Origin of the sequence: Brucella sp. JSBI001, from assembly GCF_026014005.1 — a bacterium.
Taxonomy (GTDB): domain Bacteria; phylum Pseudomonadota; class Alphaproteobacteria; order Rhizobiales; family Rhizobiaceae; genus Brucella; species Brucella anthropi.
Map to the genome: position 1 here is coordinate 2,896,245 of NZ_CP110339.1, position 25,698 is coordinate 2,921,942.

Sequence of the window (25,698 nt, forward strand, 5' to 3'; positions counted from 1 at the left end):
CGCTCTCTTCTCTTCTTGCGCAAATCAGTCTGCTTGTGGGCAGCATGCGATTTTCACGCTGCCCTTGTCTATTATCTAATCGATTTAAATTCAACAGTCGCAATGCCGCATTCTCGCGAAATTGAAGGCGCCCTGCCATAATTGACGGATTAACGGCTTGTGCACACATGACATGTTCATCTTAAGGCCATATTGGAACAAACAATCTCGATTCAAGTGATTTGGCCAAGTTGGACGGTATCTTGGTTCTGCCAAAGGAGAATGACATGAAGAGGCTGCAGGATAAGGTCGCAATCATCACCGGTGCCGGCTCGGGCTTCGGTTCAGGCATGGCGCGCCGATTTGCAGCCGAAGGTGCAAAAGTCGTTCTCGCCGATGTGAACGTGAAGCGTGTCGAGGATGAGCTTGCCGATATCGGCAAGAATGCTCTTTCTGTGCAGGCCGATGTCTCGCGCAAGGACGACATGGAGCGCGTGGCGCGCACAGCCTTCGAAACGTTCGGCCGCATCGACATCATGATCAACAATGCCGGTTTTACGCATCGCAACATGCCGCTGACCGAAGTGACGGAGGACAGTTTCGACCTGATCGCGTCCGTGAATATGAAGGCGCTTTATTATTCGACGCAGATCGTTGTACCGATCATGGAGCATCAGGGCGGAGGCGTCATCATCAACACGGCTTCGGCTACCGCACTGCGCCCGCGCAAGGGCCTCGTCTGGTACAGCGCTTCCAAGGGCTGGATCATCAGCGCGACCAAGGCGATGGCGCTGGAACTTGCGGACAAGAATATCCGCGTGAACTGCATCTGCCCGGCCGAAAGCGACGGTGAGGCACTGAAACTGTTTCTGGAGGAGGACACGCCGGAGGCTCGTGCAGCACTTAAGGCCACCATTCCCCTCAATCGGTTTTCGACGCCGGAGGATGTGGCCGAAGCTGCACTCTGGCTGGCCTCGGACGCCGCTTCCATGGTGACGGGGACGGCACTGAATATCGACGGTGGTTACTCAATCTAGCCATCGGCTTCGGCAAGGAAGTCATCAAAAATGGCTTCCAGCCGACTGTGCCGTTCAGCGGCCATGAGCTTTCCGGTTTCCGTCTTGAAACCGGAGGCGAGGCCGAACAGTTTGGTGCGGAAATGGTCGAGCGCGAAAAGCTTGTCGTCCAGCGGGCGGTTTTCGGCGTGTGGATCGCGCCAGTCGTAAAGCGCACTGCCCATGCGGCCCGCAATGTAGAAACACCGGGCAGCTCCAATCACGCCAATGGCATCAAGCCGGTCCGCATCTTGCAGGATTTTCGCTTCCATCGTGACAGGCTCGATATTGGCTGAAAAGCTGTGCGCCTCGATGGCATGGGCGGCGAGGTCGATGTGTGTTTCATTCCAGCTGAGACTGCGCAGCAGCGTTGTCGCCTTTTCTGCCGCCAGACGCGAGGCGCGATTTCTGTCGGGCGAATTCTTCTCCACGCTTACGCAGTCATGCAGCAGGGATGCGGCGCAAAGCACTTCGGCATCGCCGCCTTCCTGACGCTGGATCGCAGCGGCATTTTTCCAGACACGGGCAAGGTGGGACAGGTCATGTGACCCGTCCTCGCCATTTTCGAGCGCATGAGGCAGCAGCCTTTCGGCAAGCGTTGCGAAAGGCGCGAAGATATGTGCTGTCATTCTGGTTCTGCCGTGGGTTTTGCGGATTCGGGAGATGGCCGAAATTATCGGTTCTTGCGCAGGACGGTCCAGTTATAAAATGCGCCGAGAGCCATAATCAGGCATGTGCCGAGAAAAACGGAACGCATGCCGAAGTGACCGCCGACGAAACCGCCAGCGACGGGGCCAGCAACCTGCCCGACATATTGGGCCGAGACGGAATAGCCCAGAATGCCGCCCGCTACGCGGTCGGGCACATTGTGCCGGATGACGCTGGTGATGCAGGGCAGCAATCCACCCAGCGCCAGCCCCATCAGAAAACGCAGGCCGATCAGCTGCCAGGCTTCCGTCACGAAAGCCTGCGGGATCAGAAGCAGCGCGGAAACTGACAGTGCACCGATGATGACGCGGGTGTGGCCAATGCGGTCGGCAAGGCGCCCCAGTCGCGAGGACGACATGATGCTGCCGAGGGCTGCAGCAGCCATTACCACGCCGGAAATCAGTGTCACTTTCGTCTGATCGTCCATCAGCTGGATCACATAGACGGTGATGATCGGCTCAATCGACATATTGGCAAAAAGCAGCAGCATACCCGTCACCAGCATGGCGATAACCGGTTTCCTGTCAGGAATGGCAGCCCAGATGGATTCCGCCTTCTGCTCTTTGGTCGGCTTCGGTGGCTTGCGCTCTTCGCGGATCAGAAAGGTGGTGGCCAGAAAGGTGAGAAAGATCACGCCGCCAGCCAGCCAGAAGGTTGCGCGAATGCCGATCAGCGGCGGCAAAGCGCCGCCGAGCAGCGGGCCGGCCAGATTGCCCGCCATGATGCCAGCCGAAAGCGCGCCCAGCGCCCAGCCGGTCTTTTCTTTTGGCGTCTGGGTAGCGACGAGGATCATCGAGCCGGACGAATAGCCGCCTGCGATGCCCACGAACAGGCGCAGCGCCACCAGCTGCCAGACGCTCGTCACCATGCCGATCAGCGACATGGCGATGGCCATGCCGAGGCTGGCGCGGATCAGCATCAGCTTACGTCCATAGCGATCGCCGAGCCTGCCCCACAGCGGTGCGACGAAGGCTGCTGCCAGAAAGGTGGCGCCGTAAGCAATGCCTGACCACTGCACGATTGCCGCGTGATCGGTGACGCCCAATTGTTCCACATAGAGCGGCAGGAAGGGGAGGAGGAGCGACATGGCAATGAGCGTCGTGAACGAACCGATGAGGCAGATCAGCAGATTCTGCTTCCAGTAGCGCTCGTGATTATCTTCGACGGCCATATTTTCCTGGCGGGCTGCAGCGACGGTTTCGTCGCTTGCAGCGGCTTGGGCGGTGCTCATGTCATGTCTCGCGATTGCAATGTATTCCATTTTGGGATACCAAAATGGTATGCATGAATGCGCCTGTTGTTGAGGCTTGTCAATTGCAGCGCTGCCTTAGAGAGCGTTTTGTTCTGATTGTATCAGATCAAAACGCTCTCTAAGCCCTTTTATTTGAAGCATAATCTTATCGATCCTTGTTTCACTCCGGTCGGATTATGCTCTAAAATGGAGAATGGTCGCCAATGTCACAGATGAGGCAGGTTGAAACGCAGCTTCGCGACATGATCCTCGGTCTGGAACTGGGGCCGGGCGAACGTTTGACCGAGCGCTGGATCGAGGCACAGTTTGAAGCCTCACGCACGCCGATCCGGGCAGCGCTTCTGCGGCTGGAGGCGGAAGGCCTGATCTGTCGTGAAGGGCGTGGCTGGACGGTCTCGCCAATCAATCTCAGCGAAATTGAACAAATCGGTGTCTATCGTGAAGCGCTGGAAATTGCCGCGTTAAAGCTCACCTGCGCGCTTGAAGATCGCAGCGGTGCGGAGCTGATTCTGGCTATGCTGGATAGCTGTGATGCGGACACATCGCGCGAGGAATGGCACCGGATCGGCATGGATTTTCATATCGAACTGGCGCGCCTGTCCGGCAATGAGTTCCTCAGCCGTGGCGTGCGCGATGCTATGCAGCGCCTCTCACGGGCGCGCTGGCTGGAAGTGCGCGACGAGGCGGCGCTCGCGCGCGCATGGGCCGAGCACCGCGCCATTCTCGATGCGGTGCGCGAAGGAAATGCCGACAAGGCGACGGCGTTGATGAGCGCGCATCTGGACGGAAGCCGCAGCCGTCTCGTCAATAGTCTGCACGAGGACCGGCGCGGCCTCAAGGCGCGGGGCTTTGCCGTCATCAGTGCGTGACGCAATCATTACCATTCGGGCAGCTTATGGCCGTCTCGCGAATAATATTGCGTGCGCCCATCACCGATGCCGATATCCCGCAAGAGATATTCCGGCGAATGTTCGGTAACGACGATATGAGTACGTTTGCGCGAAAACAGGCGGGAGAACAGCGCGCTCCAGCCGCTTTCCGGTCTGTGGTTGATCGTGGGCGCTGTGGCGGTTGTGCAGGCAGAATCGACGTTTTTCATGATCTCACCTATCGAATGAAGCGGCTGTGGGAGGCAGCTGCTTGTTAAATTCTGCCTATAGGTATGCGCCTGAAAACCTTTGTTTTCCAATCGAACCTCGATTAGTATGCATAAGGAGGACTTATGCATCATGACGACAGCGCTTCCCCCTTTATCGGCCATTCGTGTTTTTGAATCCGCCGCCCGCCATGCAAGTTTTACCCGCGCTGCGGAGGAGCTGGGCATGACGCAGGCTGCGGTCAGCTATCAGATCAAGATATTGGAGGAGCGTGTCGGCGCACCGCTTTTCTTACGTATGCCGCGACAGGTGGAACTGACCGAACTTGGCAGGCAGCTTGCTCCCGCGATTACGGAAGCGTTCGAGACGATGCGCAATGCCTTTGCCAGCCTGCGGGAAGATGCGGAAGGTACGCTGTCGATCAGCGTTCTTGCCACTTTTGCCGCCAACTGGCTGGCGCATCGGCTTGGTTCGTTCCAGATGCGGCATCCGTCACTCGCGGTCCGGCTCGATACGTCCGACAGCATGATCGATTTTGCGACGACCAATGTGGACATCGCGATCAGAAGTGGCTTCGGCAAATGGCCGGGGCTGGAGGCGCATCAGCTCATCAAGGCGAGTTTCACGCCCATGCTGAGCCCGGCCTTGGCGGCCACTATAGGCGGGGTGAAAGAACCTGCGGACCTCCTGCGGCTCAAGATCATCGATGTGAGCGATCCGTGGTGGAATATCTGGTTCAAGGCGGCGGGGATCGAAAACCCGCAAATGCAAGGCAATACGCAGAGCCGGCTCGGAGCGCAGCATATCGAAGGTCGGGCGACAGTCGCAGGGCAGGGGGTGGGCATCCTCACGCCTGCTTTCCACCAGATCGAAATCGCTACCGGCCAGCTTATCCAGCCGTTCGATATTCTTGGCGATGATGGGCGATCTTATTGGCTCGTCTATCCCAAATCCCGTCGCAATACGCCAAAGGTGCGCGCATTCAGGGAATGGATATTGAGCGAGCTCGACTGCGGATAGATAGCTGCCAAGACAGGCTCAATCTTTCGACACGGCGAGGAAAACCGCGTGCTGGGCGTCATATGCACGCTTGAAGGCGGGGCGGGCTTCTCCGCGCGCCACATAGGCTGCAAGGTTCGGGTAGTCGTTCAATATGCCTGAACTCTTCAGCCTTCGCAGCACGGTCACCATCAGAAGATCACCGGCGCTGAACGCGCCCTCCAGCCAGTCATTGTTGACAAGACAGGCGGAAAGGGCATCAAGTCTTTTGCGGATACGCGCTTCCACGATGGGGATGCGCTGCTCGTACCAGCTTTCCTTGCGTTCTACGAAACCGGCAACTTCCCTTTCGAGGATCACTGGCTCGATGGTGTTATGCGCGGCGAACATCCATGTGATGGCGCGTGCCCGGCCATTGGCGTCATCCGGCAGAAGGCCTGGGTTCTGTTCTGCAATATGAAGCACAATTGACCCGGATTCGAACAGCGCCAGATCGCCCTCTTCATAGGTTGGTATCTGCCCGAAAGGTTGCAGATCGAGATGGGGGTGGGCTTTCAGCGCCTCAAACGAGACGAGGCGGACATCATAGTCCTGCCCGGTCTCTTCAAGCGCCCATCGAACGGGCATGTCACGCGCCATCCCTCGGCCGCGATCGGGCGAATTTTCAAATGCGGTGATGACGGGAAGTGCCGGACTGTTGCTGTTGGTGGACGCGTTTTTCATGATGGTTCCTCCTCACTACAGCACAGGCTGCTCGCAAGGTGTGTTACAAACCGTGCGCCGGTTCAGTGGCAGCCTGCTGTCGCTTGCTCTGAGCGGCTCCCGATATGATCGGGAAAATCTCCTCTGCTAAATAATACCGACCGGTTGGTATGTTGTCAATGTGGAGAGGCAGGAAGAAGGAACAAGAGGGCGGAGCGAGGGTAGAAGGAGGAAACCGGGAGATGGCCGTTGGAAAGGTGGGAGCAGGTGAAAGGAAACGGGGAAAGGAGGAGCGGATTGGTGCTGTTTGGATTTAAACAGATCACGGAAAAGCAGCCTATCTTGTGGCGTTCTCATGCATCAATTTCTCCATAACGTGGCGATTAGTTCCGTCGATTGGTTTCGTGGGAGGTAGTTTGTCCCATCGCATAAGAACCACAATGTCGGGCATTCAAAATTTTTTCCACCGGATGTCACATTCGGCGTTGCTGTCTCGTCATGTCTATCGAACCCCTTGAACCGAAAGGAACAATACCATGACCCCTCTGCTCAACCCGTTCGATGTTGCCCCTGCCACGATGAAATCCTGGTTGAACGCTTCGATGACCATCGCATCCAGTCTGGAAGCGAGCCTGATCGAGCTTGTCAAAATCCGCTCCTCGCAGATCAATGCCTGCGCCAATTGCATCAATATGCATACGCTTGAAGCACGTTCTCTTGGCGAGACCGAACAACGCATCTATTTGTTGTCCGCATGGCGCGAAGCGCCGTGCTACTCTGAGCGCGAACGTGCGGCTCTGGGATGGGTCGATGCGCTGACCCGTTTGTCACAAGGTCACGATCTGGAAGACGCCCGCACTGCCATGCAGGCACAGTTCACTGAGGAGGAGCAAGTGAACCTTACGCTGATGATCAACATCATCAATGGATGGAACCGCATGGCGGTTGGCTTCGGCCTCTGGTTCGAGCCGGAAGCCAAGAAGCCGGCAGTAAAGGCAGCCGTCTGATGGCTGACACATCCTTGCAAGGCGATGCAGCTGACAGCTTCGATCCGCTGCGCCCGAAACTGATCCGCGTTGCCTATCGCATGTTGGGTTCGGTCGCCGATGCCGAGGATATGGTGCAGGAGGCGTTCATCCGATGGATGAACGCTGATCGCAGCGAAGTGCGCGAGCCGGAAGCCTTTCTGCGTCGCACTGTTACCCGCCTGTGCCTCGATTTTCTGAAATCCGGTCGCAACCAGCGCGAAACCTATTTCGGGCCATGGATTCCCGATCCGGTTGTCGAAGAGGAAGCGGATGACGATGTTACCCTTCCGCTCATGCTGGCGCTGGAGCGTCTTTCGCCGTTGGAACGCGCCGCCTTCCTGCTGCACGATGTCTTCGGGCTGGATTTCGACGAGATAGCCAGGACAATCCAGCGCGATGCCGCTGCCTGCCGCCAGCTTGCTGCACGGGCGCGCAAGCATGTGCGCGAGGAGCGTCCGCGTTTTCAGGTCGATAAGCAGCGCGGGCTCGAACTCGCGCAGGCCTTCTTCAATGCATCGCGCAGCGGCGACATGAATGCGCTTGGTGCGATGCTGGCAGCAGATGTCAACCTTCAGGCCGATGGTGGCGGCAAGCGCCCGGCTTTCCCGAAGCCTGTTTTCGGCTTCGAAGAGGTGATGAAAACCCACGAGAAACTGGCGGGCTATTTCCGTGGCAACCAGTCCACGCTTTTGCGTGCGGTCTTCATCAATGGTTTGCCCGGCATCATCACGCGTGAAGCCGATGGCGAAATCCAGACGACAGCTCTCGATATTGAGGACGGCAAGATTGTCGGCATCTATGTGGTCCGCAACCCAGACAAGCTAAAGCATCTGCACTGAGCAATACCTGGTCCCGCTTTCGGGAGGCATGTTTATTTGCTTTCAAGCATGTCTTTGTCCCGAAACCGGTCTCCACTTTCGGGAGACATGCTTATTTGTTTTCAAGCATGTCTTTATCCAAAAACCGGTTCCCACTTTTTGGAGACATGCTTTACCCGATCAGGTAGCGGCAGGCGCCCGCCGCGCCGATGCCGATCAGCACGGTTGGCAGCATGGAAAAGCGCGTCGCAGCGAAGATCGTGATTGCGAGTGCGATCAGGTCGGCAGGCTTGTCGGACACGAAATCGGGCGCGATGACCGAAATCAGAACACAGCCGGGAGCTGCTTCCATCACCGCCGTCGCGCGCTTGCTGAGCGTGCGGTTGCGCAGCAGCACATAGCCGCCGATCCGCGTGAGATAGGTGACACTTGCCATCAGAACGATGGTCAGAACGGCCAATGGATCGATCATTCTTCACCTGCCAGCAGATAGGCTGCAACAAGACCGGACAAGGCACCGGCGGCGACATACCAGGCGCCGGGAATGGTGAGATAGGTCAGCGCGGCCACCACAAGGCTGACCAGCCACGGGCGCGCGGCCGCAAAACCTTTCCACATGCCCGCCAGCAGAACCAGAAACACTGCTGGAAATGCCATGTCGAAACCATAGGGGCGCAGGTCTCCCATCATCGGTCCGAAGGCGGCACCCAGCGTGGTGAATAGAACCCATGCGAGATAGAAAGGAATAGCCACACCGGCATAGAAGGTGAGGCTCAGTGCCGGATTGACGCCTTTCGACTGGCGACGTTTCGCATCGGCAAGTCCGAGCGCCCAGCTTTCATCGCACATCAGAAACAGGCTCGCAAAAGCCTTGCGCTTGGGCAGATGGCGGATGAAGGGGGCCAGAGCCGCGCCCATCAGCAGATGGCGGCTGTTGACCAGAAAGGTGATCGCAACAATCAGCAGGACATGCGGCGGCGAGGTCCAGAGCTGGATGGCTGCGAATTCCGATCCGCCTGCAAAGTTCAGTCCGGTCATCAGGGGGGCTTCGATGACGCTGAGGCCTTTTTGTGCGGCCTGCGCGCCCAGAACCAGCGCATAGGGAATAATGCCAAGCAGAACCGGCAGACCGGCTGCGGCCCCGCGACGGAATTCCGAGCCGCGCCCGGATCTGCTTTTTTGAGGCACATAGGCCTGTGAAATATCCATAAAATTCCCGTTGACCAACCGGTAACTGGTTGCCCCTTGCTCAGTCTCTTGCGTGTTTGCTTGAGAAGTTTCGCGACTATAACCAATCTCTTGAGCAATTTGGTTGCGAATTATGCCCTCATGCATCAATATTTGGCAGAGAATGCCAATAAGGTCAGCATAAATGGAATCGAACGCCAATGAAGCTGGATGATATCGATAAACGGATTCTGCGCGTGTTGCAGCGAGATGGCCGCATCGCCAATAACGATCTCGCACGCGAGGTCGGCCTTTCGCCGTCACCATGCCTGCGGCGGGTGAAGCTTCTGGAAGAGGCGGGCGTGATCGACCGTTATGTCGCCGTGCTGAACCCGGCCAAGGTTGGCAAAGGGCTGACTTTCTTCACGCGCATCCGGCTCGACCAGCAGGATGAGGAAACGCTTCAGACTTTCGCCAAGGAAATCCTGAAGCTGCCGCAGGTGCTCGAATGCTATTTCATGCTCGGCGATTATGATGCGATGATCCGCGTGGTGGCGGCGGATATCGAGGATTACCGCCGCTTCCAGTCGGAATATCTGAGCCGTATCAAGGGCGTTCAGAATCTGAAGACCGACGTACCGAGCCAGACAGTCAAGCAGACCTCCGAAATGCCGCTCTAACCTGTCTTGCGGGCGGCGATGCCGGGCAGCAGCGCCAGACTAAGCAGCGCAACCGCGGATAGAATTGCACCGGCGAGGAAGGTGGACGAGGAGCCATAGCTTTCCCACAGCCAACCGGCGCCGATGTTGCCGACAAGCATGACAAGACCCGTTATCACGTTGAACATGCCAAAGGCCGTACCCTTGAGGTGGCCCGGTGCCGTGTCGGCGATGAGAGTTGCGAGAATGCCCTGCGAAAAACCCATATGCAGGCCCCAAAGAACGATGCCGGCAAGGAACGGATAGATCGTGGTCGATTGGGCAATCACAAGATCGGCGACGATCAGGAAGCCGAGACTGGCGGCAAGCAGGCCCTTGCGCCCCAACCTGTCCGAGAGCGCGCCAACCGGATAGGCTGTCAGCCCATAGACGGCATGCATGACAACCATGGTGATCGGTACCCATGCGGCTGCAAACCCGGCTTCCTGCGCCTTGAGGAGCAGGAATGCTTCACTGAAACGAGCCATGGTGAGGATCGATGCAACTGCAATCACGATCCATACGGTCGCGTTCAGCTTGCCCGCATCGGCAAATCGTGGAAATCCCTTGGAGCGAGCAAGGGGGCGTTTAGGAGGCGTTTCCGGTTCACGAATGCCGACAATCAAAAGCGCGACCGCAATGAAAGCCGGAATGGCAGCAATCCAGAAAATGGTGATGATGTTGCCGCCGGTTGCGAGCATCAGCCCTATGGCAATGAGCGGACCGACGAAGCCGCCGACCGTATCGAGAGACTTGCGTAGCCCGAAGGCTGCGCCGCGTATTTCCGGCGGTGTCACATCGGCAATCAAGGCATCGCGCGGCGTGCCGCGTATGCCCTTGCCAACACGGTCTATCGCCTTGGCCATTACGATGCCGCCCGCTGTCGTTGCCAGCGGGAAGATAAGCTTGGAAATGGCTGCCAGCCCATAGCCTGCGACGGCAAGCGGCTTCCTTCGGCCTGTCCAGTCGGAGATGACGCCCGAGAAAAGCTTGGTCACCGTTGCTATGGCGACTGACAGCCCTTCGATGAATCCGACCATCATGGCCGAAGCGCCGAGACCGGCCACCAGATAGAGTGGCAGCAGCGTCTGTACCATTTCCGAAGAGATATCCATCAGCAGGCTGACGAAACCAAGAATCCATACCGTTGACGGTATGGATGCGGTTTTCTGAGTGGAAGCCATGTTGAAAACCCGAATCTGCCGAAGGAATTATCAAGCTGTTAGCACAGTACGAAAAAAGATGAGTAATAAACTCCTATTATTTCGGATAGGCGTCGGCCATATTCAGCAGTTTAGCTGTATTCTCGTTGAGTATTGGTTGCATGTCGTCAAGCGAGCTGTGTCGACGGGATTGATGATCCAGTTCTTCGTTGATGCGGTCGGCAAGTGCGAAGAAATGTTTGCGTACCTTCGGAGCATAAGGATTGGCGCGCTCGATGGCCTGAAACACTTCCGGTGCATCGTGGCGGACCATGCCGACCGCCTGCATCATAAGGTCGAAGCTCTTTGTCGTCATGCGGGTTGGTAACGGCTCCATCTGCACCAGAACCTTGGCGATCAGATGCGTCAGACCCTGAACCATTGCGGCTTCGCGGTCGTGGTCTTCTGGTGTGGTGACGATGACGTCGAGGGCAAGATGCTTTTTCAGGAAGGCTGCAACGCGGCGAAATTTTGTACCGCGCACGGGACAGACGGTGATTTTCAGACCGGCAATGCCGTCACGGGCGCTCTGCGGACCGAAGAGCGGATGTGTGGCGACAATATCGACATGCATGGGCAGGCCGCGCTGCATGATATCGGCAGGCCCGACCTTGACCGAACCGACGTCGAGAACAAGCGCGCCGGGACGCAGATGCGGCGCGATCATCGCTACCACGCGGTCGAGCGTCGCGACCGGCGTTGCGAGGATGACGATATTGCACCGGGCGACCTGTTCCATGGAGGTCAGGGTAACGCCATGCATTAGCACCGTCTGTTCAAGGTCTGCGACGGGGTCGTAGGCATACAACTGGAAATACGGGTTCAGGTGACGGGCTATAAGCTGCCCGAATGCACCAAAGCCGATAATGCCAATTTTTATATGCTGATTATTGTCGCAAGACATGGACTGACCTCTTTAGGGCCGCATGGCCAGAGGCGCTGTCCTTGAAACTCAACCGCTGGCAATGCAGCGGTTGAACTATGACAAAGCAAACCCGCCGCTATATGAGCGGGGCGTAATAAGACCGGGTGCTGATGAGTGCTTTGTTCATGCCGCCTTGCTATTCCTGCTTTTGGTAGATGTCAACACACCGTCTATTTCATATAGGCGCGAACCACGTCGACGAGTTCGCCTGCACCTTCGTCGCGTTCCTTTTGCGGAAGGGCGCCATCGGCAACATGCATCAGGATGTGGTCTTCGATCACTTCCGCCATCAGTCCGTTGACCGCGCCACGGACGCCCGCAATCACCTGCATGACTTCGGCGCAGCCCTTCTCTTCCTCAAGCATCCGTTCCACGCCCTCAAGCTGGCCACGAATGCGACGCACGCGATTGATGAGCTTCTGCTTTTCACGGATAGTGTGGGTCATGGGAACTTCGGTCCTTCATGGCAATGTTGCGATTTTCAGGCAGCGCGCGCTTCCACCTCCACCGTCACATGCGACAAATCATGGATCGCCGCAAGCTTGTTCCGATAGTAGGACGGTGCCTTCGGCTGCTCCGCGACGATCGACACAATGGCACCGTGATGGCCCGGCCCGAGTTGCCAGACATGCAGGTCGGCGATCTCTCCGCCCTCGCGGCTGATGATCTCCGCGATCTCGTCCGGCAGGTCTTCGTCTTCGGGCAGATAGTCCAAAAGGGTCGAGCCGGTGTCTTTGATCAGCCCCCATGACCAGTGTGTGATCACCGCAGCGCCGACAATGCCCATTGCCGGGTCGAGCCAGAGCCAGCCATAAAGACTGCCCAGCAGGAGCGCTGCGATGGCAAGCACCGATGTCAGCGCATCGGCGAGCACATGCATATAGGCTGCGCGCAAGTTCTGGTCGTGGCCACCCGCGTGATCGTGGTCATGGTGATGGCCATGATGGTGTGAATGATCGTCCCTGAGAAGCCAGGCGCAGACGAGGTTGACGATCAGTCCGATGATTGCGACGAGAATAGCCTCGTGAAAATTGATGTTTACCGGGGAACTGAAGCGCCAGAAGCTTTCCCAGCCGATCAGGAGGGCGATCAGTGCGAGAACGATTGCGCTGGCAAAGCCAGCGAGATCGCCAAGCTTGCCTGTGCCGAACGTGAACCGCGAATTATGTGCGTGCTTGCGCGCATAGAGATAGGCAAGGGCCGCGATCAGCATTGCCGCTGCATGGGTGGACATGTGCCAGCCATCGGCAGTGAGCGCCATGGAGCCATAAAGGTTTCCGGCTGTGATCTCGATTATCATCATCGCTGTCGTGATGGCGATCACGATCCAGGTTCGCTTTTCATTACGCCGGTGGTTTTCTCCCAGAAAGACATGGTCGTGTCTGGAACTCAGCTGATGCCGGGAATGGTGGGAGTGATGATGCGCGCTCATGAAAACAGCCTCTCTATTAGAATAGGGGGGTATACTATTTCCTGGAGCGCTACAAATCACACTTTCAGGAGCCGACTTAACTTCGATCAGCAGGAGCAACCGCTGGCAACGCCTTTCAACGGCAGAAAAACTCACCTTTCGATGTAGGGCTTACGCCTATTCGAGGAGGCTTTAGACCTGATTGCCGGAATCTTTTCGAGGTCGGGATCAGTTAAGATCAGACTTGTTAACTTGGGGCAAAGCACTGAAGCGCCGCTGATCCGGGCAACACGGAACGACGCTTCAGATTTTGAAGCTGTGCATCGTGCTTTGCTAGAAATCCACGCTGATTTTCAGGCCGGTGCCGTAACGAGAAGAGCGGAGGGATTCATGTCTTCAGAAAAGAACGGGCATTCGCCGCGAAGTCGTGCGCGACGACATTTTCTGGGTCTCACAGCAGCCACTGCCGCCAAGGTTGTGGCACTGGGTGCTCTGGCTTCAACAATGTCATCACGCCCGTCGCAAGCCCTGGGCACGAAATGGTGGCATGGTGGTCATGGTGGCGGAGGAGGCTCCGGATCGCACTGTCTTTTGAAAGGCACACTTATCGAAACGCCCACCGGCCCGGTGGCGGTGGAGACATTATCCGTTGGCGATCTTGTGACCACGACTTGCGGTGAAACGCGTCCGGTCAAGTGGGTCGGATGGCAGAGCTGCAGAAAAGGCGGCACGCAATGGAATGAGAGCGTGATGCCGATCCGTGTCAAACGTTATGCCATCGACAGCAAAACCCCGCAGCGCGACCTTTACCTTTCGCCCAACCATGCGCTGCTTATCGACGGCGTTCTGATCCGCGCGAAGGATCTGGTCAACGGCCAGAGCATAGCGCGCGTGTCGATGGATACGACAATCGACTATTACAACATCGTTCTCGACAGTCATGATGCCGTGCTGGCGGAAGGGGCAGCCGTCGAAACCTACCTGATGCGCGGCGACAGCTACAAGGGCTTCACCAACTTTGCCGAGTATCAGGAACTATATCCGGACGAAGCCAATATCATCATGCGGCCCTATGCGCCGCTTATGGGCTATGAAGGTGCCCGCCAGCACATGCAAGCATTGTTGTGCATGAGCGGCATTCTTCCGCTGCGCGACGTGGTTGAGGAAACCTATCAGCGTCTGGCAGCAAAGACGAGTGAAAGCGTAGCGTAGAATAATGAATAGTACCGGGCGGTGGTAAGAAAGGCGGGGCGCTGATTGGTGCCCCGCCTTTCTCGTGAACCGAGTTTAGCCAGCTTCTGCCGTGCGCAGGAAGGATTTCCGTTCCATTTCACTGCCGTTGATCTGGCCTCTCAGTTGCAGGAGGTCTTTTCGGCTGACCAGTCCGCAGAGTTTTCCGTCGCGTGTCACAATCGGGATACGTCCACAATCGGTAGCGATCATCATGTCGGTGATGAACGCCACGCTGTCGTCCTGATGGCCGACAGGTGTGGAGGTGTCGGAAACGGCATCTGCAAGCGTCTGGTTGGACAAATCCGTCTTCCGCTGCCATTCCAACGCATCAGCGCGCGTCACCATGCCGATCAGTATCCGGTTGTTATCGATGACCGGATAAAGCCGATGCCGTGCCGCTTCCGAGGCAAAAAAGGCAGAGGCTTCCTGCACGGTCATGCTTGCCGGTAGCGTGTCCACATTCGTCACCATGACTTCATGCACACGGGCGGACTCGAACGGGCTTACGCCATATTCGCGCGTGATGTGCTGTCCGCGCCGCGCAATTTTCTCGGTCAGGATTGAACGCTTGAGCAGAAGAACCGTGACCGCATAGGCGGTTACCGTCGCCACGAACACCGGAACGATCTGGCCGAAATCGCCAGTGACTTCAACTGCAAAGAACGTGCCGGTCAGCGGTGCGCGCATCGTGCCGCCCATCATGGCGGCCATTCCGAGCAGCGCCCAGAAGCCGGGTTCGCCGCCTGGCAGGATCAAGCCGAGCAGCCAGCCCATCGCGCCGCCGAAAATCAGAAGCGGGGCCAAAACACCGCCGGACGTGCCCGATGCCAGAGCGCAGAGCCAGATCGCGCTTTTGACAAGCAGGACCACCAGCACTGTGGTTGCCAGAAATTTATTATTGAGGAAACCGTCGATGAGATCATAACCGACGCCGAGCGCGCGCGGTTCGATCAGACCGCCAATGCCGATGGCGATGCCGCCGATTGCCGGCCACCACATCCAGTGAATGGGCAGGCGCTCGAATGCATCCTCCAGCTTGTAGAGAAGGGTCGTGAGCAAGCCGGATTGCAGGCCGGCGACAATGCCGATCAGGGCACATGCGACTATTCCCCACCAGGGCAGTGCCAGATGAAAATGGGTCTGGAACAGCGGACCTGTTTCGAAAAACAAGGGTCGGTTTGTGTGAGCGACTGCTGCTGCAGCTGCCACAGGAATGAAGCTGCGGGGCTTCCACTCGAAGAGCAGCAATTCGACGCCTAGCATCACGGCGGCAATGGGCGTACCGAAAATGGCGGTCATGCCTGCGGCGGCACCGGCTACGAGCAAGGTCTTCCGCTCGGCTGAACTCATCTGAAACAATTGCGCAAAAAGCGATCCGATAGCTCCGCCCGTCATGATGATCGGACCTTCGGCGCCAAAGGGGCCGCCTGTACCGATCGAGATCGCTGATGAAAGTGGCTTCAGTATCGCCACTTTGAGCGACATGCGACTGCCGCCGATCAGAATGGCTTCGATTGCTTCCGGAATACCGTGCCCGCGAATTTTCTCGGAGCCGTAACGCGCCATCAGCCCGATTGCCAGACCGCCCAATATGGGGATGAGCACGATCCAGAAGGACGGCGAAAGGTGCGCCAGTGTTGCCGGGTCAATGCTGATGCGGCCAAACCAGACCAGATTGGTGACCAAGGCGATCAGGCTTACAAGCACCCATGCGGCAGCGGTGCTGGCGGCGCCGATAATGATCGCCATCGCGATCAGGAGCAGCATTCGCCTGTCGGCGGTAAAATCGCCCGCGACGCGGCGCGCGACGCCGCCGGTGAAATCGTGCGGTCTTCGAAACTCGTTTTGCCGGGCCATAGCAAACTCCTGTCTTTCTCGGCGGATACGCTAGCTTGGGGGAGAGCGTCTTGGAGCGCGTATCGATCTGATTGAATCAGATCGGCGCGTCTCGATGTTTGTTTTGACGCGCATCTTGTCCGAAAACCGCTTCACACTTTTCGGGATGCACCTAAACGGCGGGTTAAATATATCGTAATACGATATAAATCAATTGCCATCTTTGTGTTTGGGCAAGGGGCTTGCTATTGGGGAAGGGATTGCTGCAAAGCGCCTTCGGAAAAGCCGAACGGGCGTGTTTATATCGAGGTCAGGGAAGAAGCCTGTTGTGAAACAAACTCCGGATGCTTTGACACAAGCCGACTATCAGGCGCTTGCGGAACTTCGCTATCGTTTGCGCCGGTTCATGAGTTTCAGTGCAACGGCTGCGGAAGCGGAAGGGCTTCCGGCGCAACAGCATCAGGCGCTGCTTGCGATCAAGGCCCATGCCGCTGATGCACCGTTGACGGTTGGCAACCTTGCGGAATGGCTTGTCATTGCTCCGCATACTGCAACGGAGTTGGTCGGCAGGCTGGCGGATGCCGATCTGGTGATGCGGATGGTCGATCCTTCGGACCGCCGCCGCCACACATTGGCGCTGACCGACAAGGCCGAGCAGGTTCTTGAGCGGCTCAGCGCCGCGCACCTTGCCGAGATACGCGAGCTTGCCCCCAATCTGATCGGTGTGTTGACCAAGCTGGAGCGTGCAGCGAACAAGCCGAAGTAACGGCTTAGAGCGCGTATCGATCTTATTCAATCAGATCGATACGCGCATCTTGTTCCGAAAACCGTTTCACACTTTTCGGGATGCGCTCTAAATCCTGTCCATCAGAGCATACCACGACAGTGCAAGGAACAGCAGCGGTGAGCGGAAAGTACGGCCGCCGGGGAAGGCGGGAATCCGCAGTTCTTCGAACAGTTTCAACTGGTCGCGATTGCCAGCAACGGTTTCGGCATAGAGCTTGCCCATATAGTTTGCCAGCATGACGCCATGACCGGAATAGCCACCTGCGGAAATGACACCGGGCATCACTTCGCGCACGAAGGGCTGGCGCGGCATGGTGATGCCGACCGAGCCACCCCATGCATGGTGATTTCGACCTTGTCCAGCGCCGGATAAATCTCGGCTATCTGGCGGCGGATGTGGGTGCTGATATCGCGCGGATTGTCGGCAGTGTAGGCTTCACGCCCGCCGAACAGCAGCCTTCCGTCCTTTGAACGACGGAAATAACGCACCACGAAGCGGGAATCGTCTATGGATTCACCACCCGGAATAACGGGGCTGTCGTCGCCGAGCGGCACTGTTGCGCCGATGAAGGAGCGGATCGGCATGACATGCGATGCGCTGACCGGCTCAAGCAATCCGCCATAGGCATTAACGGCAATGAAGGCGTTTTTCGCGACAATGGTTCCGCGATTGGTTTCGACTTCGACCCGCCCGCTTGCGGTGCTGATTTTGGTGGCTCTGGTGTCTTCAAACAGCTTTGCGCCCGCCGCATGGGCGGCCTTTGCAGTTCCGACAAGCAGTTTCAGCGGATGAATATGGCCGGTGCCTGCATCATAAACGCCGCCAAAATAGCGCTCTGAACCGAGCAGACTCGCTGTTTCAGCGCGGTCGAGCAGACGCAGGTGCTGATAGTTGAAGCGACTCGCCATCAGCTCGACATGGCGTTCATACGACTTCAGATAGCGCGGCTTATGCACGACCGAAATCTGGCCGGGCACATATTCCATGTCGATCCTGTGTTCGTCGGCAAAGGCAAGGAGATAGGCCTTGGCTTCTTCCGCCACGTCGAACAGAGCCTTGGCGCGCTCAAAGCCATATTCCGCTTCAAGATCTTCGGCCCATGTGCGCTGGCCGGTGCCGAACTGGCCACCATTGCGTCCCGACGCCCCATCGCCGAACCGCGCTCGGTCGATGAGTGTGACGTCCACGCCCTGTCTCGCCAGATGGTAGGCAGCCGAAAGCCCTGTATATCCGCCACCAATGACAACGACATCGGCCTGCCGCGAGCCATCCATTTCAGGATATTGCGGCCGATCAGGGACACTCGCTTCGTACCAGGAAATGCCGGGCGAGATTGGGCTTTGGTAGGGCATGTGGAACCGGTCAGACGTTGAGCAGCAGGAACTCGCGTTCCCACGGGCTGATGACTTCCATGAAGGTTTCGAACTCGGCACGCTTGATGGCGGCATAGGTCGTGACGAAGGAACTGCCGAACAGATTGCGCAGCTCCGTGTCTTCCTCAAACAGCTCCACCGCGTCGATCAGGCCGCGGGGCAGTTCGATTTCCTTGGTGTTGACGCTGGTGGTCGCAGGCTGTTCAGCTTCAATCTTGTTCACGAGGCCTATCAGGCCGCAGGCAAGCGAAGCCGCCAGCGCGAGATAGGGGTTGGCATCGGAGGAGGGGATGCGGTTTTCCACGCGGCGCCCATTGGGGTCGGAGCGTGGGACGCGGAAAGCGGTGGTACGGTTGTCGTAGCCCCATTTGACGTTGACGGGTGCGGAAGCATCCGGTGTCAGGCGGCGATAGGAATTCACATAGGGCGCGAACATGACAAGCGCATTCGGCACATGACGCTGCATGCCGCCGATAAAATGGCGGAAAGCCTCGCTTTCGCTGCCATCCTCATTGGTGAAGATGTTGCGTCCAGTCTTCTTGTCCACGATGGACTGGTGGATATGCATTGCCGATCCGGGCTGGCCCTGAATGGGTTTGGCCATGAAGGTGGCATACATGTCGTGCTTGAGCGCCGCCTCGCGGATGGTGCGCTTGAACATGAAAACCTGGTCGGCGAGCTCTACCGGGTCGCCATGGCGCAGGTTGATCTCAAGCTGGCCAGCGCCTTCTTCGTGGATCAGCGTGTCGATCTCCAGCCCCTGGCCTTCGGAGAAATGATAGATGTCGTCGATCAGTTCGTCGAACTCGTTCACGCCTGCAATCGAATAGCCCTGACCGCCGCCAATGGCACGACCCGAGCGACCGACAGGTGGCGTCAGCGGATAGTCGGGGTCGGGGTTCTTGCGGACCAGATAGAACTCGATTTCTGGGGCAACGACCGGTTTCAGGCCGCGCTTGCTGTAGGCGGCAACGACATTGCGCAGCACGTTGCGCGGAGTGAATTCCACCCCGCGTCCGTCCTGATAGACGAGATCGCAGATAACTTGTGCCGTTGGATCGGATTCCCACGGCACAGCCGAAAGGGTCGAGAGGTCCGGCACCAGCTTGAGATCGCCGTCATCCTCCGGGTAATGAAAGCCGTAGCCGTCTTCCGGATAGTCGCCGGAAATCGTCGTCATGAAGACGGCCGAAGGCAATGCCAGCGAGGTATTGGAGGTGAACTTCTTCGACGGCATCATCTTGCCGCGGGCAACCCCGGCCTGATCAGGGGTGATGCATTCGATGTCTTCGATGTCACGCCAGGCAAGCCATTCGGTCGCCTGCTTCCAGTTCTTCACACCGCGAAGAGATTTGACATAGGCAGGCGTACGGCGACGCGGGGCGCGCGTAACCTTCTTTTCCGTCGTATCAGCAGACATCAATCACCAGAAAATGATTTCGATAGTGGCATGATAGCTGCGACCGGCCTCAATGACAAATGGGTCCAGTGAGCTTTTGTGTGCGCCATCGCAGAAAGCGCACACAAAAGAAATTTGATGCGTCAGAGGCCGAAATGACCCTTGAGTGCAGGCACGTTTGCCACCAGCTGGTCGACCAGCTGCGGGTCATGGTCGCGCACATAATTGATCACCTGCCCGCCTGCTTCGGTGATCTGGTCGCTGGAGAGGCCGCTGGAACGAAGCGTGGCAGCGGCTTTGAGAAGCGCACTCATCTTTTCGCCAGCCACATTATCCATCAGTCCCGACAGCGCACCCATAATGCCGCCCGTGCCTGTTGCAAGTACATCGTGGGCGCTGGCGAGCTGCTGGGCATCCGGCAGGAGTGCGAAGATCTTGTTGCCGATTTCCGGTGCGCTGTGCTGCAGAACCGAAAACACCGAGCCAGCCAGCTTTTCTGCAAGCTGCGGATCGATGTTGATCTTGGTGGCGATACTATCAATGAGAGACTGAACAGACATGAAAATTCCAAATTCCTTGCCCCCGCAAGGGGCGGTTCAAACCGCAGTCGGCGAGCAAACCCTATGGCTTCCACGACCAACCATTTACAAGTGACCCGCAGGCTTGTGCGCCGGATCGGGGTGCAGGGACCACCAATGGTGCACCGGCGTCAATGCATGAGGCGCGGCTTTGTTGGAGTTCGGTGAATTTTCGGTCAAGATTCAGTTTGCGGAATATTGAAGTGGCTTTTCAGTGCCGGGACGAAAGCAAAGAGCTTTCGCACAAGCTCGCGATCTTTTTGCCTTATATGACGGATGACTGTCAGGAATGCCTGATTGGCCTGATCCATGCTCATGCCGGTGGATTTCAATGCCGCCAGACCGCAGACCAGAGCGCCTATTCTCTCGCCCGCAAAATTTCCGGCCACATTCGAAACTGTTCCGAGGATCCCATCTGCATGATGATTTTCAGGGTTGAGCACATCATTGGCGCGTGCCAGTGCGGGCGCTCCGGGAATCAGGTTGAATATTTGCGGCGCGACAATCGGAGCCTCGTGTTGGATGATGGAGAGCAATATACCAACTGTTTGCTCGGCGGTTCCAGGGTCTATATTGGCGTTTGAGGCAATATTGTCTATCAAGGATTGGATTGACATTTCTCACCCATGAAAATTGATAAAATAATATTTGTCAGAACAATTTTATGAGAAGTAATACTGTTATTTAGAATAATATAATTTTGTATTCTCTTATACGGTAAGAAAATACAGGGTGCTTCTGGTCGTGTGTTGCAAGAAGGCGTATAGGCTGCATTTGCTCATCTTCGTCGGACCCACTTGAAATGATCGTTCGCCCGCGCCCCCCTTTGTGGAAGCTCTTCTTCATACTCAAGGGCTCCATCATCCTGCGTATCCTGCCGCAGATTTTTGCGGTTTTCCTTCTGTCGGTGCTGGTTGTGTGGGCGCATCGCGCGTTTCCCGGCTGGGTGCCAGCCGTCAACAACGGGACGGCTTTGGCGCTGCTCGGCATTGCGCTTTCGATCTTTCTCGGCTTCCGCAACAACGCCTGTTATGACCGCTGGTGGGAGGCTCGCAAAATCTGGGGCAAGCTCGTCTATACGACGCGCGGTCTGGGGCGTCAGACGCTGTTGCTGGAGAACGTGCGGGGACTGGAAGACGGACGGGAAAAGCTGCTCCGTTATGCGATCGCGTTTTCGCAGGCCATGGTCAGCCATCTTCGGCCAGAGGAAACCGGTGGCTCAAACAAATACGACAAATGGTTGTCTGCGGAAGAGCGGAAAGCGTTGGCGGAAAGCCGCAACAAGCCTGATTTCATCTTGCGTCGGCTTGGTGCTGCTCTGGCGGATATGCGTGTGAAAGACGCTCTGCATCCGGTCGATTTCCAGACGCTTGACAGTTCAGTGTCCGCATTGGCAGAGGTTCAGGCGGCCTGCGAGCGGTTGCGGTTCACGCCGGTTCCTTTCGGCTATACGCTGCTTCTGCATCGCACGGCCTATCTGTTCTGTTTCTTCATACCGTTCGGCTTTGCCGATATGCTTGGTTGGGGAACGCCATTTGCGACGACACTGGTGGCCTATACTTTCTTTGGGCTGGATGCGCTGGGCGACGAGCTGGAGGAGCCGTTCGGGACATTGCCCAACGATCTGCCCATCGGGGCCATCGCCGATACAATCGAAATCAATCTGCGGGAAGCATTGGGTGAGGAAAACCTGCCCGACCTTCCTCAACCAGTCGATTATCTTCTTATGTAAAAAAAACCCCGACTGGCAGGGCCAGCCGGGGAGGTCAGTTGAGGAAATCCGACCATAAAGCGAGTGACAGATCAACCCTGTTTCATCGAATTTTACGGGCAACTGCCAGTTTGGACATTGTGTCGCTGCCAAAAGAGAAGTGTGTGAACATGGCAGCGAGCATGAGAGCGAGGACCGTCATCATTTGTCGTGGGTGACGATGACTGGGATCAGTAGATCACCCCGGTTGCCGTCGCCGTTCCCGTGCTGCCGAAGGCACACAAAATGAAGGAACATGGCGGCGACGGCGATAGTCGGGAGCATCATCATTTGTCGTGGGTGACGATGACTGGGATCAGTAGATCACCCCAGTTGCCGTCGCCGTTGTTCCCGTGCTGCCAAAGGTACAAAATGAAGAACATGGCGGCGACGGCGATTGTCGAAAAAGTATCATCATTTGCCGGGTGACACGCGACTGGACGGCAGGATCACCCCAGCCGCTGTCGCCGCCATGATGCCGGGCTGAGCGGACCAATCACGAAACGCCCGCCTCGACCGCCTCATGACGGTGGGAAGTTGAGGCGATGCAGGATCGCGAATATATACGATAACGGCCCGCTATGGCCGCGCCAGCACGTTCTCTGCTCTTTCCTGACGCGTGCTGGCGAATCATGGAACTATTCCTCCTGTTTGTCGCGCCACGCCGTTACTCAGCAGCCGGTCTGAACTGTGCTGCTCAGTCGATTCTGCTGGCGGTGGTCGGAAGACTGGCCGCTGTGATTGCGAGTGGACATGCAACAGTCAACTGTGCTGACTTCACGCTGATGCTATCGTGTAGCCGCTATCAGCGTAAATTCCGCCTGTTGCAATTCGGAATAGGCGTCATCTGCCGTCCTGTAGCCGCGCCAGTTCGAACATGCCAAAGCTGAGCTGGTGGAAACCGCCAGCGGAGGAATCAACTTGTAGCCCATCGCGCCCAGCTCACGCTGGAATCCAGCAATCGTGGCATCGTCGAGGTTCTTCTTCCAGTTGAACGACGGCGAGCAGTTATAGGCGAGCTTTGCCCGGATGTGCCTTGCGTACGGCTTCCCGCGCGGCTGGTGTCATCTGCTCCAAGATCCGGCTTGGATGTTTCCATCCAGATCAGGATCGTACAAGGCGTAGCAACATCGGGCGATACATGACCCAATGCCGTTCTTCACTTGATAGTTTCAGCCGTGCGTCTGCATCGTAATCGACGTATACACAGCTCGCCACGTCCGAGGTCAGAAGCCTTGGCGTGGCTTCTGCATCCGTGCGGGCGATAACCCAGCGTTGCCGTTCATCACGTCGCGTTGTGCCGCGTTATGCTTTGATGCGCTGCCGTCGGATCAGAACCTTTGCCGCCGATGGCTGCACTCTTTTCCGAGGCAAGTTGGTCCTCGCAGGGAATACCGCTGCACCATTTCGATGAAGGCTTTCATGATCTCGAAAGCGTTCAGCGGACCAATGAAGCTCGCTTCAGCGTTTCGCAACGATGGGGGCAAAATCCAGGTATCGACCGAAAGTCCTTGCCTTCATGGTTTCGATCTGGTCGGCACGCCGCAACGTCTTGCTGATGCGCTTGGCCAGTTCATGGTACCGCTGATAGAGTGACTGGTCCGGACATACGGCTGAAGCCGTGTTCGCATCCGCTGCAACCTGCCAAATGGAGAGGTAGATTGCCTTCAGTCCGGCGCGAACTATCTGCATTGCCTGATTGCTGAAAGCGCGCCCAGCGCAATTGACGAAATCTTCTCATGGATCAGCTCAGAGGCGGCTGGCGCCTATCTCGGCTAGCGAATACTTGATTCTTACCAACCACGCAGCTTTTACATCTTCGCCGCATGCGCAATGCTGGATGCCGTCAGCGACCTTTGTGCTGGCGAATAAGGCTGTAAAATCTGCTGGGCTCTGGTGTCTCTCAAGACACATTTTGGACTGGTTCTGGAAGAGCAATTTGTCTGCGCTCTTTCTGTGACCAGACGGCAATCGATTGTTGGTGTGCCAAGAAAAACCAACAAAAAGAGTTTATACTGAGGTAATGCTGCTCGGAGTTTTGACTGATGTAATTGTAAATTTGTAAATCTTTGTCAAAGTTGAATTTTTACAGCTATTTTGTCATGAATTGTAAATCCGCGTTATGGGTCGGGAGGACCAGTGAGCGAACGCAAGATATTTGCCGGGCCCACGCATCAGGCGCATCCGCAACGAGCGAGGCTTGACCCAGACGTCGGCGATGGCCGAGGCGCTTGGCATTTCGCTGGCCCTATCTCAACCTGACTGAGCGCAACCAGCGGCCCCTGACGGCAGCCCTGCCGCTGGAAGCTCGCCAGGCTTACAAGCTCGACCTCGACAGCCTCAGGCCGAAAGCGGCCCACGATCACGGGGCTGAAGGGCGTTTCGATCCACTTCTGACCGGTGAACTGCCGGGCGATCAGAATTGTCAAATCGCGAGGCTGCGCCCAAATGCTGCCGTCGGCACTTAGAAACTTTGGCTTCGCACTATCGCGAGCAGCAGCAACGCTTGTCCGATTTGTCGCACTGCTGCCGGGCTGAGGGAAGCGGGCCGAGCTTCTTTCCGCGACGCGCCTGCTGCCTGACAGAAGGCGATGTGATGGCGCGGCGGGCCAAACCATTATCCGCGTATCGAGGAAGAGGCGGAGAGCTTTACACCTCCTTAAGCCGGACGGGGATTTACCCAGCGCTCAGCGACTGGCTGCGCTGCGGCATGGCATCACGGTTCGCAATGTTGCCGGTCGCCACCATGCCGAACTGGCGCAGGCGCAGGACTGGTATTCGCAGCGGCTTTGTATCCCGGAGCGTCTGTCGCCTTCGATCAGCTGCAGGAAATCGCCGCGGCGGCGCTGATCCGATGCAGGTGGGTGGATCGGCGCAGAGACGGAGAACTTGAAAACTGTCGTCGGGCGAGGCGAAGCGCATCGCGCGGTCTGAACTGGCGCTTGCGCGGCGCAGGCCTGATGATGCCTCATCGCCAGCTTCAAGGATGGCCAGGTGGGCCCGTTATGATGTCGATGTGTTACGCATCGCGTTTCCGGGGTTTCATTCCAGCAGGCGGCAAAACCGGCTGACCACCTTTGCAGCGACAGGGGGCAAAAGGCAAGGCCTTCTTCGTGATGGAAATCGACTATGCAGGCAATCGGATCATGTTGCAGGGCGGAAGGTTTCTCCGACCTGCTTCGGCGGTCAATGCCCCAAGCCGCCGGTCTATGCGGCTTCGCTCAGGCAGGGCAGGCGCTGGTGAACTGGCGGAACTGCCGGACGGCTGGCTTCCTGACAATTGCCCGTACGCTGGAAGGGCCGCAGGGCGCACCCAGCGAGCGCCTGCGCCGGATAAAGCGCTGTTGCTTGGCTGTGCGCTGGAAGTGGGAGCGACACGGTCTATGGCGCGTCACTTTCAAAGGCTGGCAATACGGAGATCGGTCCGCCTTCCGTCGTCCAGCGGAAAGGCAGGGCTGGCATCACTGCAGCTGAGCCACCGACACGTCCGCTCGGGCTGATGAGACAATGTGGGCTATCCGCCTCACTCCAACAGTAAGCTGCGTTTGCCAGCATAACCGAACTTACCGCCCCACCGGATGGGGGCGGATGGGGCTCAAGATGCACCTTATGTTCGTCCCGTCGACCCTGCTGGACGAACGCCGTGCAATCTAAAAAAGTGCAATAAAAGAAACAGTATATCCACCTTGAACCTGCACCGG

Annotated in this window: 23 protein-coding genes and 3 pseudogenes; 10 read left to right on the forward strand and 16 right to left on the reverse strand. The window is 57.3% G+C overall.

Translation table 11 applies throughout. The features are described from left to right. Positions 1-266 precede the first annotated feature (266 nt). Positions 267-1,016, forward strand: a complete 750-nt coding sequence (locus LJ361_RS13705; RefSeq protein ID WP_010659142.1) for an SDR family oxidoreductase — start codon at positions 267-269, stop codon at positions 1,014-1,016. On the opposite strand, the gene LJ361_RS13710 is transcribed toward LJ361_RS13705, so the two are convergent. Both LJ361_RS13710 and LJ361_RS13715 read right to left on the reverse strand, forming a co-directional pair. Next, on the reverse strand, positions 1,013-1,663 hold the full coding sequence (locus tag LJ361_RS13710; RefSeq protein WP_264811745.1) for an HD domain-containing protein: 651 nt from the start codon (positions 1,661-1,663) through the stop codon (positions 1,013-1,015). The two genes, LJ361_RS13705 and LJ361_RS13710, sit on opposite strands and share 4 nt — an antisense overlap. 44 nt (positions 1,664-1,707) lie before the next feature. Continuing rightward, the gene (locus tag LJ361_RS13715; RefSeq protein WP_040128633.1) at positions 1,708-2,973 is read right to left on the reverse strand and encodes a multidrug efflux MFS transporter; all 1,266 of its coding nucleotides are present in this window, start codon (positions 2,971-2,973) and stop codon (positions 1,708-1,710) included. Positions 2,974-3,197: 224 nt separating this feature from the next. On the opposite strand from LJ361_RS13715, the gene LJ361_RS13720 reads away from it, so the two are divergent. Further along, positions 3,198-3,863: a GntR family transcriptional regulator gene (locus tag LJ361_RS13720; protein ID WP_036587555.1), complete on the forward strand. Its 666-nt coding sequence runs from the start codon at positions 3,198-3,200 to the stop codon at positions 3,861-3,863. Positions 3,864-3,871: 8 nt separating this feature from the next. Here the strand turns inward: LJ361_RS13720 and LJ361_RS13725 are convergent, their stop codons facing one another. Then, a complete protein-coding gene (locus LJ361_RS13725; protein WP_010659138.1) occupies positions 3,872-4,093 on the reverse strand; it encodes a hypothetical protein in 222 nt (73 codons plus the stop codon). 130 nt (positions 4,094-4,223) lie between these two features. On the opposite strand from LJ361_RS13725, the gene gcvA reads away from it, so the two are divergent. Next, the gene (gcvA, locus tag LJ361_RS13730) at positions 4,224-5,111 is read left to right on the forward strand and encodes a transcriptional regulator GcvA (RefSeq protein WP_010659137.1); all 888 of its coding nucleotides are present in this window, start codon (positions 4,224-4,226) and stop codon (positions 5,109-5,111) included. Between the two features lie 18 nt (positions 5,112-5,129). On the opposite strand, the gene LJ361_RS13735 is transcribed toward gcvA, so the two are convergent. Continuing rightward, positions 5,130-5,813, reverse strand: a complete 684-nt coding sequence (locus LJ361_RS13735; RefSeq protein WP_264811747.1) for a glutathione S-transferase family protein — start codon at positions 5,811-5,813, stop codon at positions 5,130-5,132. A gap of 515 nt (positions 5,814-6,328) precedes the next feature. Here LJ361_RS13735 and LJ361_RS13740 point away from each other — a divergent pair. Beyond that, entirely contained in the window at positions 6,329-6,799 is a 471-nt protein-coding gene (locus LJ361_RS13740; RefSeq protein WP_010659135.1) for a carboxymuconolactone decarboxylase family protein, read from the forward strand. Beyond that, complete coding sequence (locus LJ361_RS13745) at positions 6,799-7,659, forward strand: sigma-70 family RNA polymerase sigma factor (RefSeq protein WP_010659134.1); 861 nt, start codon at positions 6,799-6,801, stop codon at positions 7,657-7,659. The genes LJ361_RS13740 and LJ361_RS13745 overlap by 1 nt, the downstream gene beginning before the upstream one ends. A 151-nt stretch (positions 7,660-7,810) precedes the next feature. Here LJ361_RS13745 and LJ361_RS13750 read toward each other — a convergent pair whose 3' ends face one another. Both LJ361_RS13750 and LJ361_RS13755 read right to left on the reverse strand, forming a co-directional pair. Continuing rightward, on the reverse strand, positions 7,811-8,110 hold the full coding sequence (locus LJ361_RS13750; RefSeq protein WP_010659133.1) for an AzlD family protein: 300 nt from the start codon (positions 8,108-8,110) through the stop codon (positions 7,811-7,813). Beyond that, positions 8,107-8,847, reverse strand: a complete 741-nt coding sequence (locus tag LJ361_RS13755) for an AzlC family ABC transporter permease (protein WP_264811749.1) — start codon at positions 8,845-8,847, stop codon at positions 8,107-8,109. The genes LJ361_RS13750 and LJ361_RS13755 overlap by 4 nt, the downstream gene beginning before the upstream one ends. A 179-nt stretch (positions 8,848-9,026) precedes the next feature. Here LJ361_RS13755 and LJ361_RS13760 point away from each other — a divergent pair, with 179 nt between their 5' ends. Beyond that, positions 9,027-9,485 carry an Lrp/AsnC family transcriptional regulator gene (locus tag LJ361_RS13760; RefSeq protein WP_010659131.1) on the forward strand — a complete coding sequence of 153 codons (459 nt, stop codon included), beginning with the start codon at positions 9,027-9,029 and terminating at the stop codon, positions 9,483-9,485. On the opposite strand, the gene LJ361_RS13765 is transcribed toward LJ361_RS13760, so the two are convergent. From LJ361_RS13765 to dmeF, 4 genes are all read right to left on the reverse strand, one after another. After that, entirely contained in the window at positions 9,482-10,687 is a 1,206-nt protein-coding gene (locus tag LJ361_RS13765) for an MFS transporter (protein ID WP_264811750.1), read from the reverse strand. The genes LJ361_RS13760 and LJ361_RS13765 overlap by 4 nt on opposite strands. Positions 10,688-10,763: 76 nt before the next feature. Beyond that, a complete protein-coding gene (locus LJ361_RS13770) occupies positions 10,764-11,609 on the reverse strand; it encodes a prephenate dehydrogenase/arogenate dehydrogenase family protein (protein WP_264811751.1) in 846 nt (281 codons plus the stop codon). A 191-nt stretch (positions 11,610-11,800) separates the two neighbouring features. After that, positions 11,801-12,076 carry a metal/formaldehyde-sensitive transcriptional repressor gene (locus tag LJ361_RS13775; protein ID WP_012093288.1) on the reverse strand — a complete coding sequence of 92 codons (276 nt, stop codon included), beginning with the start codon at positions 12,074-12,076 and terminating at the stop codon, positions 11,801-11,803. A 35-nt stretch (positions 12,077-12,111) separates the two neighbouring features. After that, positions 12,112-13,062 (reverse strand): CDF family Co(II)/Ni(II) efflux transporter DmeF, encoded by a 951-nt coding sequence (dmeF, locus tag LJ361_RS13780; protein ID WP_264811753.1) that lies wholly within the window; start codon positions 13,060-13,062, stop codon positions 12,112-12,114. 369 nt (positions 13,063-13,431) lie between these two features. Between dmeF and LJ361_RS13785 the strand changes: the two genes are divergently transcribed. Further along, positions 13,432-14,253, forward strand: a complete 822-nt coding sequence (locus LJ361_RS13785) for a Hint domain-containing protein (RefSeq protein ID WP_264811755.1) — start codon at positions 13,432-13,434, stop codon at positions 14,251-14,253. Between the two features lie 75 nt (positions 14,254-14,328). On the opposite strand, the gene LJ361_RS13790 is transcribed toward LJ361_RS13785, so the two are convergent. Next, complete coding sequence (locus tag LJ361_RS13790) at positions 14,329-16,131, reverse strand: chloride channel protein (RefSeq protein ID WP_264811757.1); 1,803 nt, start codon at positions 16,129-16,131, stop codon at positions 14,329-14,331. A 385-nt stretch (positions 16,132-16,516) separates the two neighbouring features. On the opposite strand from LJ361_RS13790, the gene LJ361_RS13795 reads away from it, so the two are divergent. Then, the gene (locus tag LJ361_RS13795; protein WP_235824328.1) at positions 16,517-16,876 is read left to right on the forward strand and encodes a MarR family winged helix-turn-helix transcriptional regulator; all 360 of its coding nucleotides are present in this window, start codon (positions 16,517-16,519) and stop codon (positions 16,874-16,876) included. Positions 16,877-16,963: 87 nt separating this feature from the next. Here LJ361_RS13795 and LJ361_RS13800 read toward each other — a convergent pair. The 4 genes and pseudogenes from LJ361_RS13800 to LJ361_RS13815 form a co-directional block, all read right to left on the reverse strand. Beyond that, positions 16,964-18,249: pseudogene (locus LJ361_RS13800) on the reverse strand (NAD(P)/FAD-dependent oxidoreductase). Positions 18,250-18,259: 10 nt separating this feature from the next. Beyond that, positions 18,260-19,690 (reverse strand): glutamine synthetase family protein, encoded by a 1,431-nt coding sequence (locus tag LJ361_RS13805; protein ID WP_010659122.1) that lies wholly within the window; start codon positions 19,688-19,690, stop codon positions 18,260-18,262. A gap of 122 nt (positions 19,691-19,812) precedes the next feature. Beyond that, positions 19,813-20,229 carry a hypothetical protein gene (locus LJ361_RS13810; protein WP_010659121.1) on the reverse strand — a complete coding sequence of 139 codons (417 nt, stop codon included), beginning with the start codon at positions 20,227-20,229 and terminating at the stop codon, positions 19,813-19,815. 194 nt (positions 20,230-20,423) lie between these two features. After that, on the reverse strand, positions 20,424-20,864 hold the full coding sequence (locus LJ361_RS13815) for a hypothetical protein (protein WP_012093280.1): 441 nt from the start codon (positions 20,862-20,864) through the stop codon (positions 20,424-20,426). A gap of 185 nt (positions 20,865-21,049) precedes the next feature. Here LJ361_RS13815 and LJ361_RS13820 point away from each other — a divergent pair, with 185 nt between their 5' ends. Continuing rightward, complete coding sequence (locus LJ361_RS13820; protein ID WP_010659119.1) at positions 21,050-21,979, forward strand: bestrophin family protein; 930 nt, start codon at positions 21,050-21,052, stop codon at positions 21,977-21,979. Between the two features lie 685 nt (positions 21,980-22,664). Here LJ361_RS13820 and LJ361_RS13825 read toward each other — a convergent pair. Then, positions 22,665-23,911 (reverse strand): annotated as a pseudogene (locus tag LJ361_RS13825) (isocitrate lyase). 225 nt (positions 23,912-24,136) lie between these two features. Between LJ361_RS13825 and LJ361_RS13830 the strand changes: the two are divergent. Beyond that, positions 24,137-25,535: pseudogene (locus LJ361_RS13830) on the forward strand (short-chain fatty acyl-CoA regulator family protein). Positions 25,536-25,698 lie beyond the last annotated feature (163 nt).

Excerpts from the sequence above, each read along its gene's own strand:
- LJ361_RS13705 (WP_010659142.1), top strand. The coding sequence starts at position 267 with ATGAAGAGGCTGCAGGATAAGGTCGCAATCATCACCGGTGCCGGCTCG.
- LJ361_RS13710 (WP_264811745.1), bottom strand. The coding sequence starts at position 1,663 with ATGACAGCACATATCTTCGCGCCTTTCGCAACGCTTGCCGAAAGGCTG.
- LJ361_RS13715 (WP_040128633.1), bottom strand. The coding sequence starts at position 2,973 with ATGAGCACCGCCCAAGCCGCTGCAAGCGACGAAACCGTCGCTGCAGCC.
- LJ361_RS13720 (WP_036587555.1), top strand. The coding sequence starts at position 3,198 with ATGTCACAGATGAGGCAGGTTGAAACGCAGCTTCGCGACATGATCCTC.
- LJ361_RS13725 (WP_010659138.1), bottom strand. The coding sequence starts at position 4,093 with ATGAAAAACGTCGATTCTGCCTGCACAACCGCCACAGCGCCCACGATC.
- gcvA (WP_010659137.1), top strand. The coding sequence starts at position 4,224 with ATGACGACAGCGCTTCCCCCTTTATCGGCCATTCGTGTTTTTGAATCC.
- LJ361_RS13735 (WP_264811747.1), bottom strand. The coding sequence starts at position 5,813 with ATGAAAAACGCGTCCACCAACAGCAACAGTCCGGCACTTCCCGTCATC.
- LJ361_RS13740 (WP_010659135.1), top strand. The coding sequence starts at position 6,329 with ATGACCCCTCTGCTCAACCCGTTCGATGTTGCCCCTGCCACGATGAAA.
- LJ361_RS13745 (WP_010659134.1), top strand. The coding sequence starts at position 6,799 with ATGGCTGACACATCCTTGCAAGGCGATGCAGCTGACAGCTTCGATCCG.
- LJ361_RS13750 (WP_010659133.1), bottom strand. The coding sequence starts at position 8,110 with ATGATCGATCCATTGGCCGTTCTGACCATCGTTCTGATGGCAAGTGTC.
- LJ361_RS13755 (WP_264811749.1), bottom strand. The coding sequence starts at position 8,847 with ATGGATATTTCACAGGCCTATGTGCCTCAAAAAAGCAGATCCGGGCGC.
- LJ361_RS13760 (WP_010659131.1), top strand. The coding sequence starts at position 9,027 with ATGAAGCTGGATGATATCGATAAACGGATTCTGCGCGTGTTGCAGCGA.
- LJ361_RS13765 (WP_264811750.1), bottom strand. The coding sequence starts at position 10,687 with ATGGCTTCCACTCAGAAAACCGCATCCATACCGTCAACGGTATGGATT.
- LJ361_RS13770 (WP_264811751.1), bottom strand. The coding sequence starts at position 11,609 with ATGTCTTGCGACAATAATCAGCATATAAAAATTGGCATTATCGGCTTT.
- LJ361_RS13775 (WP_012093288.1), bottom strand. The coding sequence starts at position 12,076 with ATGACCCACACTATCCGTGAAAAGCAGAAGCTCATCAATCGCGTGCGT.
- dmeF (WP_264811753.1), bottom strand. The coding sequence starts at position 13,062 with ATGAGCGCGCATCATCACTCCCACCATTCCCGGCATCAGCTGAGTTCC.
- LJ361_RS13785 (WP_264811755.1), top strand. The coding sequence starts at position 13,432 with ATGTCTTCAGAAAAGAACGGGCATTCGCCGCGAAGTCGTGCGCGACGA.
- LJ361_RS13790 (WP_264811757.1), bottom strand. The coding sequence starts at position 16,131 with ATGGCCCGGCAAAACGAGTTTCGAAGACCGCACGATTTCACCGGCGGC.
- LJ361_RS13795 (WP_235824328.1), top strand. The coding sequence starts at position 16,517 with ATGAGTTTCAGTGCAACGGCTGCGGAAGCGGAAGGGCTTCCGGCGCAA.
- LJ361_RS13805 (WP_010659122.1), bottom strand. The coding sequence starts at position 19,690 with ATGTCTGCTGATACGACGGAAAAGAAGGTTACGCGCGCCCCGCGTCGC.
- LJ361_RS13810 (WP_010659121.1), bottom strand. The coding sequence starts at position 20,229 with ATGTCTGTTCAGTCTCTCATTGATAGTATCGCCACCAAGATCAACATC.
- LJ361_RS13815 (WP_012093280.1), bottom strand. The coding sequence starts at position 20,864 with ATGTCAATCCAATCCTTGATAGACAATATTGCCTCAAACGCCAATATA.
- LJ361_RS13820 (WP_010659119.1), top strand. The coding sequence starts at position 21,050 with ATGATCGTTCGCCCGCGCCCCCCTTTGTGGAAGCTCTTCTTCATACTC.